At 37.4% G+C, this 13,186-nt stretch carries 14 protein-coding genes; 4 read left to right on the top strand and 10 right to left on the bottom strand.

The features are described 5' to 3' along the window. Positions 1–283 precede the first annotated feature (283 nt). Together LC418_RS15100 and LC418_RS21140 are read left to right on the top strand one after the other, a co-directional pair. On the top strand, positions 284–427 hold the full coding sequence (locus tag LC418_RS15100; protein ID WP_157963349.1) for a bacteriocin-like protein: 144 nt from the start codon (positions 284–286) through the stop codon (positions 425–427). A gap of 22 nt (positions 428–449) precedes the next feature. Then, a complete protein-coding gene (locus tag LC418_RS21140; protein ID WP_167409388.1) occupies positions 450–596 on the top strand; it encodes a bacteriocin-like protein in 147 nt (48 codons plus the stop codon). A 273-nt stretch (positions 597–869) separates the two neighbouring features. On the opposite strand, the gene LC418_RS15105 is transcribed toward LC418_RS21140, so the two are convergent. The 3 genes from LC418_RS15105 to LC418_RS15115 all read right to left on the bottom strand — a co-directional run bounded on the left by LC418_RS15105 (position 870) and on the right by LC418_RS15115 (position 3,117). Next, positions 870–1,427, bottom strand: coding sequence for a sugar O-acetyltransferase (locus tag LC418_RS15105; RefSeq protein ID WP_223559729.1), 558 nt, complete (start codon positions 1,425–1,427; stop codon positions 870–872). Between the two features lie 304 nt (positions 1,428–1,731). Further along, complete coding sequence (locus tag LC418_RS15110; RefSeq protein ID WP_223559730.1) at positions 1,732–2,469, bottom strand: SDR family NAD(P)-dependent oxidoreductase; 738 nt, start codon at positions 2,467–2,469, stop codon at positions 1,732–1,734. A gap of 78 nt (positions 2,470–2,547) precedes the next feature. Beyond that, positions 2,548–3,117, bottom strand: coding sequence for a Crp/Fnr family transcriptional regulator (locus LC418_RS15115; protein WP_223559731.1), 570 nt, complete (start codon positions 3,115–3,117; stop codon positions 2,548–2,550). Positions 3,118–3,535: 418 nt separating this feature from the next. Between LC418_RS15115 and LC418_RS15120 the strand changes: the two genes are divergently transcribed. Together LC418_RS15120 and arr are read left to right on the top strand one after the other, a co-directional pair. Next, positions 3,536–4,375 (top strand): GLPGLI family protein, encoded by an 840-nt coding sequence (locus LC418_RS15120; protein ID WP_223559732.1) that lies wholly within the window; start codon positions 3,536–3,538, stop codon positions 4,373–4,375. A 357-nt stretch (positions 4,376–4,732) separates the two neighbouring features. Beyond that, positions 4,733–5,173, top strand: coding sequence for an NAD(+)--rifampin ADP-ribosyltransferase (arr, locus tag LC418_RS21145; protein ID WP_420837288.1), 441 nt, complete (start codon positions 4,733–4,735; stop codon positions 5,171–5,173). Between the two features lie 141 nt (positions 5,174–5,314). Here arr and LC418_RS15130 read toward each other — a convergent pair whose 3' ends face one another. From LC418_RS15130 to LC418_RS15160, 7 genes are all read right to left on the bottom strand, one after another. Then, positions 5,315–6,112, bottom strand: coding sequence for an HAD family hydrolase (locus LC418_RS15130; RefSeq protein ID WP_223559734.1), 798 nt, complete (start codon positions 6,110–6,112; stop codon positions 5,315–5,317). 85 nt (positions 6,113–6,197) lie between these two features. Further along, a complete protein-coding gene (locus LC418_RS15135; RefSeq protein ID WP_223559735.1) occupies positions 6,198–7,271 on the bottom strand; it encodes a UDP-glucose--hexose-1-phosphate uridylyltransferase in 1,074 nt (357 codons plus the stop codon). After that, positions 7,231–8,418 carry a galactokinase gene (gene galK, locus LC418_RS15140; protein ID WP_223559736.1) on the bottom strand — a complete coding sequence of 396 codons (1,188 nt, stop codon included), beginning with the start codon at positions 8,416–8,418 and terminating at the stop codon, positions 7,231–7,233. The genes LC418_RS15135 and galK overlap by 41 nt, the downstream gene beginning before the upstream one ends. 42 nt (positions 8,419–8,460) lie before the next feature. Beyond that, positions 8,461–9,429, bottom strand: a complete 969-nt coding sequence (locus tag LC418_RS15145; protein ID WP_223559737.1) for a transketolase family protein — start codon at positions 9,427–9,429, stop codon at positions 8,461–8,463. A gap of 11 nt (positions 9,430–9,440) precedes the next feature. Continuing rightward, entirely contained in the window at positions 9,441–10,289 is an 849-nt protein-coding gene (locus tag LC418_RS15150) for a transketolase (RefSeq protein WP_223559738.1), read from the bottom strand. A gap of 4 nt (positions 10,290–10,293) precedes the next feature. Then, the gene (fsa, locus tag LC418_RS15155; protein WP_223559739.1) at positions 10,294–10,947 is read right to left on the bottom strand and encodes a fructose-6-phosphate aldolase; all 654 of its coding nucleotides are present in this window, start codon (positions 10,945–10,947) and stop codon (positions 10,294–10,296) included. Positions 10,948–11,077: 130 nt separating this feature from the next. Further along, entirely contained in the window at positions 11,078–13,111 is a 2,034-nt protein-coding gene (locus LC418_RS15160; protein ID WP_223559740.1) for an alpha-glucuronidase, read from the bottom strand. Positions 13,112–13,186 lie beyond the last annotated feature (75 nt).

Consider the following 13,186-nt stretch of genomic DNA (forward strand, 5'->3'; position numbering starts at 1 on the left):
TTATTTGGATTTAGGTTAATTAAAACTTTTATCCAAAATTAATAAGTCATCACGAAAGCTAACTTGCCACAAGACAAGATTTTATCTGATGAAGTCATTTTGGGTGGATACATTAAAAAATTACTTCTAAACATCTTCATAAGCCTTATATTTTGCTTGGCTTAAAAGAGCTTAAAGTAAAAATATTAACACCAAAACACTTATTGAAGATAAACATTTTATAAATAATTACACCGAATTGAAGAAAATTTATTAATTTCGGACAGAACTAAACCTTATTTTTATGAAAAATTTAAAGAAAATCGAAAGACAGGAAATGAAGTCAATTACAGGAGGGATTAACTGCCCGGGTGGTCAGCTATGCTTAATCAGCGGAAAATGGCAATGTATGCCATACGATGGATGTGGCGGTGGAAACCAGCCTTAAGTTTAACCCAAATTACTTTATTATGAAAAATTTTAAGAAAATTTCAAGAGAGCAGCTGAAAAATATTAATGGCGGGGCATTAAGCTGCTCCCAAGCATGCTGCCCACCTCCGGGAATAAAAAGATGTCCGTGGGTTATTTGTGTAGCACCGTGTGATATATTGAGTTAAAAAGTAAACTACTTTCTGAATACTATACTTTTCAGAAATAAGAAAAAAACCTTAGAATCGTTGATCCTAAGGTTTTTTTGTAGGAGAAGGCCTCTATAATTAAAAGCTCTTGCCCTATTGTATTTATCTTTTTTACAGATATTTTTAATAAAGGTTTGTGTATAATTTTTTTAAGTACTGCAATCCATATTGTAGAAAATAAAAGTGTAAGGCAAGTGATGTCATGTTTTTACCTTAAAAAACATATAGTATCGATATGCAGGTATGTCTGCTTTATACTGATTTGATGATTTTCGCGGGAGTGCCGGCCACAACTGTGTCTGCAGGTACATTTTTAGTTACGACAGCACCGGCAGCAACGACCGAATTCTCCCCTATGATTATTCCCGGAAGAATGATGGCACCGGCACCAATCCAGGCATTTTGTTTAATATGAATTTTCCCCGGCACCAAGGAATGTCTTTCAGCTGAAGGTAAAGGATGGCCTTCGGATAGTATGCTTACTTTAGGTCCTATCATTACATTGTCTTCTATAACAATACCACCTAACGTTAGAAAAGTACAATCAAAATTGATAAATACATTTTTACCAACCTCCAAATGTTTGCCATAGTTGATATAGATTGGCGGAAATATCGCTACAGTCTCATCAATGGCTGTATTGGTAATTTCGCTCAATATTTTTCTTATTTCTTCAGGATTGGAAGAAGCATTAAGCTTTTGTAACCAACTGATCGTAGCATAAGAGTTATCTCTTAAATCTTTTATCTGTGGATGCTGAGGGGTTACGGTCGTTCCGTTTTTTAACTCATCAAAAATTGTATTGCTCATATTTTTTCTAATTAACTGACCGTGTAAAGTTACGATCATCATTATTCTCAATGATTACATTATGTACCTGAAAAATGTCAAATATTACCTTTTTTAGTCGATTGCGGTGTCAGCCTATAAATGCAAATGGTCAGCCTCCAAAATGTACGCAATTCCACTAAAATTATACTTTTTTATTAGTCATGAGCTATTCAGCTATCAATCCGGATTTTCCATGTTGTCTTAATTCATGACCATAACAAAAAAGAGAAACCTTTCAGTTTCTCTTTAATCACATCTTATCCTGTAAATTTTGATATAAATACTACCATGGACTTATTTCTGTCCCATCTTCTATATCATGACTAAAATACTGTCCTGTAGGTGCATTTTCATCCGTCAGTGTGTGTTTAATAATAAATGCTGCTGCATTTTCTACAGATCCTGGCCCGCTGTGGTGGTTAAAATCTGTTGCAGTATAGCCGGGATCGATGGCATTCACTTTAAAAGGCGAATCTTTCAATTCATAAGCCAATACAATGGTGTATGCATTTAAAGCTGACTTTGAAGGACCATAGGCTGCCCCTTTCACACCATAATACTTCCAAGTAGCATCGCTGTGCAATGTTAGTGATCCAAGTCCGGAAGTTATATTGCTGATTCTGGGAGTGTCCGATTTTTTGAGCAGTTCTAAAAATGCCTGTGTCACGCTGATTACCCCAAAGAAATTGGTATCAAACACCTCCTGAATATGTTCAATGGAAGTATCCGCTGCCGTTTGAGGGTTTACGCCCAAGATCCCTGCGTTGTTAATCAGAACATCAAGCTTTCCCTGTTCTTTCGCGATGATATTCCTTGCTTCAGAAATTGAATGAGGTTTGGTAACATCTATTTCAACCGCTTTGATATTTTGAAATCCTTTTTCGGCCAATTCTTTTACGGTCTCTTCACCTTTTGCAAGATCACGGCTTCCCAAATAAACGAAATACCCTCTCTCTGAAAGTTGCTTTGCTGTTTCCAGGCCAATACTTCTGTTGGCTCCTGTAATTAATGCTGAATTCATTATTCTTTTGTTTTAATTGATGATGTAAAATTCCGCCAATTAAAAATAAAACCGTTTGCCATTTGGCAAAAAGCAACTTTAGCGGATATTTTTTCTTATTCTACTCAGTGAAGACTGTGTAACACCCAGATAAGAGGCAATATACGACAGTGGGACACGGTTAACAACAGTAGGATAGATTTCCAAAAATTTAAGATAACGGGTTGTTGCATCTTCGGAAACCAACGGACTTCTTCTCTCTACTTTCTGAATCAGCGCCCTTGAAATAATTTTATGTACAATTGCATCCCATCCAACAATGGTCTGTAAAAGCTCCATCCAGTCTTTTCTTGAAAAAACGATTATTTTGGTATCGGTTATTGCCTGTACATATGTGCTTGAGCAAATTTCATTATCAAAGCTTTCCAGATCCACCACCAGATTATTTTCTTCAATAAAGTATTTGGTGATTTCTTCGCCTTCATTATTATAATAGCAAACCCGTAATATCCCGTCTACAATAAATCCAACCTGACGAGCAATTTTACCTGCCTCTGAAAAGTATTCATCTTTCGGAAGGTTTATTTCCTGGGCTTTACTTGAAATAAAATCAATCTGTTGCTGATTAAGATTTCCAAACCTTAAAATAAAGTCAAATAGTTGTTTCATAAGTGCAAGTTAATTAAAGTCAGTTTCACAGTATTTGTCATTTGGTAAAATAAATGAAAAATGATGATTATAGTTTTGTCACATGAATATTTTGGAATTCATGCAACAAGAAAGCAAAAAAACTGTTATTAATTTAAGTGAGTAACTCAGACCGACATTTTAAAGTAGACTAATTATATTGATTATCCTCAAATTGCCGCATGAAATGAGTTTCAAAATATTCTTTATATGTTGTGTACGGATTTATTAACGTCTGATAGCATTTAATAATTTATGAGCTAATGCATTAGTTCTCTATGCATTATTTTTTTCCAGCACTTAATAATTTTGTATTTTTATTAAGCAATCATTTAATACTAACCCATATGAAGGGCAAGATCACCTATAAGATTTTTTTATTATCTTAAAATAATTAATTATGAAAAATATTTTTGCCCTACCAGCATTGTTCTTTATTATATTCCTTCACTCACAGACTCATAGATTTGTTTATGAACTACAGTACAAAATGGATTCGGCCGAAGCAGAATATGAAAAACTGAATATGCTTCTTGACATTAACCCTAAGGAGGTCAAATTTTATGGCCATAATTTACTGGTAACCGATTCTTTAAATAAAAAGTTCGGAACCAACAACAGCCATACCGACATGTCCGGACAGATCGTGAAAAGAAAGATCAACACGTATGACAATACAAATTTCATTGCGATTAAAGAAGGATATTATTCATTTAAAACAACAGATAAAATAAGCTGGGTAATTTCAGATGAGACAAAAAAAGTGGAAAATTACACCCTGCAGAAAGCTTTTACCCGATTTGGAGGCAGGAATTGGACGGCTTGGTTCTGTAAGGATATTCCTTTTAATGAAGGTCCTTATAAATTCCGTGGACTTCCGGGACTGATTTTTGAGCTTTCGGATTCAAAAAAGAATTTTATATATAATCTGATAAAAAGCCAGGAGCTTTCAGGTACTTTTCCAACTGATAATTTTGTAGAATCTAACTTCGGAAACAAGGCAATCCCCATCAATGAAAAGCAGAAAGTGAAGCTGACCCTAGATTTTTACAATGATCCTTTTGCCTTTGAAAGAAATAATTTCAGCAAAGCAAATACTAATCTGAAGATCAATATCAATGGAAAAGAGATCCATACTGTAGACGAGTTGAATACTCAGACAAAAAGTATGCAGCAAATCATCAGAAAATATAACAATCCTATTGAGATTGATAAAGCGGTTCATTACAAAGAATACTAGTGTAATATGCATAAAACACTATTTTTACATTCTTAAAAAAAATAATCATCGAAAATGGAATTCAATCCCAACAATCCCGTTATACAGCTCTGTATGCAAGGTATGCATATGGAAGAAACTGCAAATCTGGAAGAAGCCGGTAAATTATTTCTTCAGGCCTGGAACAAGGCAACAAACGACTTTGAAAAGTTCCTTGCCGCCTGGTATGTTGCCCGAAGTCAGGCAAAGGTTGCTGACAAATTAAGTTGGTATGAAACTGCTCTGGAATTTGCCTTAAAAGCTGATAATGAAGCGGTAAAAGGAGCTTTTATTGCTCTTTACTCAAACATTGCTGAATGCTATGAAAATATTGGCGACATGGATAATGCAAAAAGATATCATGAACTAGCGTTAGCATCCGTAAGCCAGCCTTCGGATAAAGGTCCCTTTTACCATGGTACAAAAGCGGACCTAAAAGTAGGTGATCTATTGACCGGTGGGCGTACTTCCAATTATCAGTCGGAACTAGTCATGAATCATATTTACTTTACTGCACTGGTTAACGGGGCGGGTCTTGCTGCAGCTTTGGCCAAAGGCGATGGTACTGAACATGTATATATTGTTGAGCCCAGTGGTCGTTTTGAGGATGATCCCAATGTCACCAACAAAAAATTTCCCGGCAATCCGACACGTTCTTACCGCACCAACGAACCGTTGAAAATAGTTGGTGAAATAAGAGACTGGCAAAGACTAACACCTGAGCAATTACAGCAATGGCGGGAAAAATTAGCTAATAATAAAGGAGAGATTATTAATTAAATTATGACAATTTTCTAAAATGACAGCATAAAAAGCAAATACTTCGTTCATAATTTCAATTTAGCTAAATTCAAGTATTCTATTAAATAAAACCTGATCCAAGTAATTGAACTAAAAGAAAGTCTTTCTAAATTCTTAGGATTAAATTTTTAAATATTCGCTGATGGTTTCTAAGACACCAAAATCATCATTTGAAAGTGTAGAAAAGCTGGCAGCCACCTTTACAGAAGGATGAGCATTTTCCATTGCATAAGAATATTTTGACCTTTCCAGCATCGTAATATCATTCATATAATCTCCGAAAGACATGGTTTGGGACGGCGTAATATTCAGAAGATTCTGTAACTTTTCCAGTGCATTACCCTTGTTAATATCTTTATTCATAATATCAAGCCAGTATTTTCCAGATACAACGACTTCCAGATTATTTTCCCGGAATTTTTTCAGGAAAGGATAAAGATTCTTTTCAGAACCCTCTGGATGATAAACGGCGATCTTGAACGCATCATCATCCACTTCTTCTCCCAAATCATTTACTTTTTGATTTTCAGTATAATATTTTGTAAAATAATCAATAAATTGCTGATCATCACTTTCATAATACGCTTTCTTTTTTGCAGACAGAACTGCTCTGGCACCGGGAATTTCCCGGACAGCTGCTGTAATATCAACAATAAACTGATGGTCTAATTTATCTGCAAAAAGCTCTTTATTCTTGTAAATAACATATCCTCCATTTTCTGCAATAAAACCGATCTCATTTTTAATGTCCTCAAAATATTGGGTAATACCCGGCATTTGTCTGCCGCTTGCAGGAACAAACAGGATATTCCTTTTTTTCAGTTCTTTAAATACGGAAGGAAAATTGGGACTTACTTCATAATCTGAATTGAGAAAAGTACCGTCCATATCTGTGACAATCAGTTTAATATCTGTCATAATAGTATTCTTTACAAAAAATTCCTTTTGAATTTTTTGATGGTAATTCAATTAAAATTTACAATGCAAAGGTAAGCTCTTTTATTTATACATTTTTGTAATGTACCTTTGAAAGATGCTGCAATATTTCCGCACTTTGTTCCGGTGTGAGATCACGCTGTGGTTCTGCCAGCATTTCATAGCCTACCATAAATTTTTTTACTTCAGCATTTCGGAGTAAAGGAGGGTAAAAATGCATGTGAAAATGCCATTCCGGATGAGGTTTTCCATCCGTTGGTGCTTGATGAATTCCCGCTGAATATGGAAAAGAAATTTCAAAAAGATTGTCGTATAAAATTGTTAAACCCTTTATTATTGACGCTAATGAATACTTCTCTGAATCAGAAAACTGCAGAATATTTTCAGCTTTTCTTTTGCTTACAATCATTGTCTCGTAAGGCCATACTGCCCAGAATGGAATAACAGCTACAAAATCCTCATTTTCAAGAATAACTCTTTTTTCAATTTCCAATTCTTTTTTGATATAATCTTCCAGAAGAGAACTTCCATTTTTTTCAAAATATTGTTTCAGATTTTCCTGCGTTCTCAAAACCGTCGAAGGAACAGAAGATTGTGCCCATATTTGTCCGTGAGGATGCGGATTACTACATCCCATCACACTTCCTTTATTTTCAAAAATCTGAACATGATTGATGTAATCTTCAGCTCCCAATTCCTCATATTGCTGTTGCCACACATCAACTACTTTTTTGATGTCACCGACTTCCATTTCCGGTAAAGTAAGGCTGTGATTTTCTGAAAAACAAATCACCCTGTTAATTCCCCGCTCCGGCTTCAATGTAAAGAAATCTGAATTTTCATCAGAGAATTCAACATCATCTCTCATCAAAGAGCCAAAATCATTTTCAAAAACATAAATACCTTTGTAATTGGGGTTTCTTTCTCCATTTACACGGAGATTTCCGGAACATAAATAGCAATCAGGGTCGTGAACCGGGAGTTTTTCCTCGGCTATTTTTTCGGTTTGTCCCTGCCAAGGCCGGCTTGCCCGTTGCGGAGACACCAGAATCCATTCATCCAAAAGCGGATTATACCTTCGGTGAGGATGCTTTTTCTGATTAAATGACGAATTCATTTCTTTTATATTCTTTAATTCCATCCGATATTTTTACATGGTACACTTTCATTTCAATGCCAAAACCGGCTTTGTACGCTGCACTGATTTTTTCGATTACCTCATTTACATTTTCATCTTTAATCAGATTGATGCTGCATCCGCCAAAACCGCCGCCCATTATTCTTGCGCCTAAAACGCCATTTTCTTTTACCGTTTTCTCTACCAGAAAATCGAGCTCTCCGCAGCTCACTTCAAACTCAGTAGAAAGTCCGGAATGGGTTTCGGTAAGAAGTTTACCCAGATATTCTACATCGCCTTCTGATAAAGCTTTGGCTGCCTTTTCGACTCTTTTGATTTCCTTTAAAAGATACCGACATCTTTTGTATGAGGTCTCTCCTATTTCCGATCTGACTGCATCCAGCATTGAAAAACTGAAATCTCTGAACTTCTCGATTTCAGGAAATGTTTCCCACAATATCCTTTTTCCTTGATCCACATCTTTTCTCCTGTTGTTGTAGCCGGAAGTGAGATGGGTATGTTTTACGCAGCTATCGAAAAGTACAAGGCTGTAACCTTCCAGATTAGCTTCGAAATACTGGTGTTCCAGAGAATGGCAGTCCAGCATAATCACCTGATGTTCTTTACCGAAAACAGAGGCAAACTGGTCCATAATTCCGCATTGTACTCCAACAAAGGTATGTTCGGATTTCTGACCTATAAGAGCCAGATCTTTCCTGCTTAAATTTAAATCAAAAATCTGGTTCAGAATAAAGGCGAATCCACATTCCAGCGCTGCTGATGAAGATAAGCCGGAACCCATCGGAATGGTACTGCTAAAAGCAATTTGTAAACCACCGGTCTTTTTCCCACTTTCCTGAACAGTATTAAATACGCCCAGTAAATAATTGACCCAGGTCTGCGAAACAGGACTTTGCTTTTGGTTGATATTAAAACTAAAAGAATCGTCAAAGTCTTTAGCAAAAAAGGTACAGGTTTCCGAGTCCTCAACTTTTTTTACAGCAAAGCAAATGTATTTGTCAATAGCTGCTGGAAGTACGAAACCATCGCTGTAATCAACATGTTCACCAATAATATTAATTCTTCCCGGAGCCAGAAAAATATTTTCCGGATCTGAATGAAAGAAAGCCTGGAATGCTTCTGTTGTATCATTAACTAATTTCTCCTTCATAAATAACTACAATGTATACTTTTAGGTGAATTGAGCATAAATTTAAAAAGCATTCAACTCCTTTCTTTTTATAACTTTTTTTGCCGCCTCCACAATATCATTGGCCGTCAGCCCATATTTTTCCATCAGTTGATCAGGTGTTCCGCTTTCGCCAAAACTGTCGTTTGCGGCAACATATTCCTGTGGCGCAAGATGTTCCGTGATCAGAAGCTGTGCAACGCTGTCGCCCAGACCTCCTAATCTGTTATGTTCTTCGGCAGTAACCACACATCCTGTTTTTTTAACCGAATTAAGAATGGCCTCAGCATCTAAAGGTTTGATGGTGTGGATATTGATAATTTCAGCATCAATTCCTTGCTCTTCCAGGATTTCTCCAGCTTTTATCGCTTCCCAAACCAAATGTCCTGTTGCAATGACTGTCACATCTTTTCCTTCGTTTATCATCCAGGCTTTCCCGATTTCAAAAGTTTGATTTTCATCGGTAAAAACAGGAATTACAGGTCTTCCGAAACGCAGATAAACCGGACCTTCATAATCTGCAATAGCAATGGTTGCTGCTTTCGTCTGGTTGTAGTCGCAGGTATTGATAACAGTCATTCCCGGAAGCATTTTCATCAGCCCAATATCTTCCAGAATCTGGTGTGTTGCGCCGTCTTCGCCTAAAGTAAGGCCCGCATGCGAAGCACAGATTTTCACGTTTTTGTCGGAATAAGCCACCGACTGACGAATCTGGTCGTACACTCTTCCGGTAGAAAAATTGGCAAAGGTTCCCGTAAATGGAATTTTGCCTTCTGTGGCCAAACCTGCTGCAATACCAATCATATTGGCTTCTGCAATTCCGATCTGGAAAAAACGCTCCGGTGCCTTTTCAATAAATTTTTCCATTTTCAGGGAACCGATAAGATCTGCACAAAGAGCTACGACATCAGAATTCTTGTCCGCCAATTCTGCAAGACCGGCTCCAAAACCGCTTCTGGTATCTTTTTTTTCTGTATAAGTATATTTTTTCATTTGATATCTGTTTAATAATCTCCCAAAGTTTCTTCAAGCTGGTCTAATGCTTTTGCCAATTGCTCATCATTAGGCGCTTTTCCGTGCCAGGCGTGGCTTCCCATCATATAATCTACACCATAACCCATTCCGGTTTTTAGCAGAATACAAATAGGCTGTCCTTGTCCTGTCAACGACTTCGCTTCATCTAAAACTCTAAGAATTTCGTCCATATCATTTCCATTTTCCACTTCAAGAACTTTCCAGTCAAAGGCTTCAAATTTGGCTTTAAGGTTGCCTAGAGAAAGGACTTTTGAAGTGGGGCCATCGATCTGCTGGCCGTTGTAATCTATTGTCGCAATGAGATTATCTACTTTATTGTGAGAAGCGTACATAATGGCTTCCCAGTTCTGCCCCTCCTGCAGTTCGCCATCACCGTGGAGCGTGAACACTAAATTTTCATCTTTGTCCAGCTTTTTACCAACTGCGTGACCGATTGCCACTGACATGCCCTGCCCAAGAGAGCCTGATGCAACACGGACCCCGGGAAGATGTTCGTGTGTGGTTGGATGTCCCTGCAGTCTTGAATTCAGTTTTCTGAAAGTGGCTAATTCTGACTTATCAAAATAACCCGCATGTGCCAAAACACTATAAAAAACCGGAGAAATATGGCCGTTGGAAAGATAAAATACGTCTTCACCTTTTCCATTCATATCAAATCCTTCCTTTCTTTTCATCGCATCAAAATAAAGAGCAACCAAAAAGTCGGCACACCCGAGCGAGCCTCCGGGATGACCTGATTGGCAGGCATGAACCATTCTTACAATATCTCTTCTTACCTGGGAAGCGATATTTTTGAGTTTTGAAATATCGTGCTGCATATATTTATTTCATTTTTTGTGAATCTTTGATAAACTGTTCCAAACCGTTGTCTGTTAACGGATGTTTTAGCAATGACAAAATGGGTGGCAAAGGACAGGTAACAACATCTGCACCTATTTTTGCACAATTGATGATGTGCATACTGTGTCTTACGGAAGCCGCTAAAATCTGCGTTTCGAATCCGAAATTATCATAAATGGTTCTGATTTCTTCAATTAAATTCAAACCGTCCGTAGAAACATCATCCAGCCTACCCAAAAATGGTGAAACATACGTTGCTCCTGCTTTCGCAGCTAAAAGTGCCTGTCCGGCGGAAAAAATTAAAGTACAATTTGTTCTGATTCCTTTTTGTGAAAAATATTTGATCGCTTTAATTCCGTCTTTAGTAACAGGAACTTTTACCACGATCTGCGGGTGCAGGGCTGCCAGCTCCTCTCCTTCCTGAATCATTTCGTCATAAGCAATTCCGATAACTTCGGCACTTATATCGCCATCAACGATATCACAGATTTTAAGGTAATGGTTAAGAATATTTTCTTTTCCGGAAATCCCTTCTTTTGCCATCAGAGACGGATTGGTTGTAACGCCATCCAGAATACCCAAAGCATTGGCTTCTTCAATCATAGCAAGATTCGCCGTGTCTATAAAAAATTTCATAAAATAAATTGTTAAGGTTATAAGTGTTAAAATTACACTTAATTAAATAAATGAGCAAATTTTGCTCATTATAATCAAGATGAGATTTAGTTTAATGATAAATTGAATACTGGGAATTTAATTAGCCATTCTAATTATGATGTCCCATATTGAGCTTAATTTTCTTTAAATCTTCCAGTTCGTGAACCGGTCGCTCGATGTCATAAGGAATCGGCATTTTCGAAAAAGTCTGAAAATACAGCAGACACGCATCTTTCCACCAAACGGCATCTTTTGCCTGAATTTTTAATTTTGATTGAACGTTCTGGAATCGTTCTTCATCAACATAAGGCTGCATTTTGTCCCAGACTTTTTGATATTCGCGTACATTTTTAACGCCTGTATCGTATTTGTAAGATAATTCTTCCCACAAAGTTTTGCCATCTTTCATCTGATAATTCCACGGAACATGATGAAACCAGAGAATCAGGTTTTCAGGGCAGGTCTTGATATTTCCATACACTTCATTCAAAGGAGGAAAATAATCTGAAACTGCATTACTTCCGGTTTTAGTTCTGTCAAAACCTACTCCATTTGCATCAGCTTTGTGGTAATAAACTGGCGACCAATCTGCTCTAGTTCCTTTGTAATCACCCCAAGGTTCAGGTCCATAATGGTGCATTCCTGCAAAGATATGGTGCAAACCAAGAGGCATCATATAATCCACTGCCGTTTCCCTTGATGTCAGCATCATTTCTTTCACAGGACTGAGGAATTTGTCATTATCGGTAAACGTCATTTTAATCCATTCTTCAGCAATCTGTTCAGAAGTCAGATCGTGGTTCCACGCCAGACGCCCGAAAGCGTACCAATTGGCCTGTGCAAAATGATGACCCGTCCAGTTTTTATCTTCCCCGATATTGGAAACCGCAGAAATAGCCGTAATTTCCGCAGGTCTTAGCGTTCCGTCCGTAATTTTAGCAATCGTAGAACCTTTTCCGTCAGAATAGGTATCGCTGTCCAGTGTTTCCTTAAACAATGGAGCGAGATAAACCAGATGATTGGCTTGCCCTAAATATTCCTGAGTAATCTGAAACTCAACCATTTCAGAAGTTTTCTTCAGCGCTCCAAAAAGTGGGTTAAACGCTTCACGGGGCTGAAAATCAACAGGTCCGTTTTTAATCTGAACAATAACATTATCTCTGAATTTCCCATCAAGGGGAACGAATTCCAGATAGGCTTGTTTTGCGCGGTCTTCTTTGCTGGGACTATACACAAAAGCTCTCCACATTACGATTCCTCCGTAAGGCTTCAGAACGTCTGCCATCATATTAGCTCCGTCTGCATGTGTTCTTCCATAATCCTGAGGTCCGGGTTGCCCCTCGGAATTGGCTTTCACCAAAAAACCTCCAAAGTCCGGAATTAATTTATAAATCTCTGAGGCTTTATCTTTCCACCATTTCTGAACATCTTTGTTTAAAGGGTCGGAGTTCTGAAGTTCGCCTAAAACTTTTGGAGACGAAAAATTAACTGAGAGGTATACCTTGATCCCGTAAGGTCTGAAAATGTCTGCGAGAATTTTTACTTTTTCAAGATAGTCTTTACGGAGCATATTGGGTGATGCATTCACATTATTGAGAACAGTTGCATTAATTCCTATTGAGGCATTGGCTCTTGCATATTCTTCATATCTCGGGGAAATTGTATCCGGTAAATCTTCCCATTTCCAAAGTGAATGTCCTGCATAACCACGCTCAATCGTCCCGTCCAGATTATCCCAATGGTTGAGAATTCTGACATCATAAGATGGTTTTTCGGTAATATTAAGATTAGTTACCATTGATTTTGTTTGCTGCAAACGTAAAATATGATACACTCCATACAACAATCCGATTTCTTTTTCAGCAGAAATGACCAATTTGTTCTGAACTGATTTTATTGTATAACCACCTTTCAGATTTTTTAAAGATTTATCTGTACGAAGTTCCACAGCCTGTCCTTGCCAATGATTCATCAATTCTTTTTTGGCAATATTTAAAGTCGGATTGTTTCCTTTGGAAATAATTTTGTCTGAGGACACTCCATTTTTTGCCGGAAACCGAAGCCAAAGCTGACTTCCGTCTTCTGCGAAAATCGTTAATGGAATCATTAGAAATAATAGGATGTACAGTCGGAAATAGCGCATTAGATTTTCTTTTAATTTTTATTTAAATAAGTTTTGGCTAAAGCCAAATTGTATCTCTTCATCTTTAAACGGGCT

This window comes from Chryseobacterium lathyri (genome assembly GCF_019970085.1).
Lineage (GTDB): Bacteria > Bacteroidota > Bacteroidia > Flavobacteriales > Weeksellaceae > Chryseobacterium > Chryseobacterium lathyri.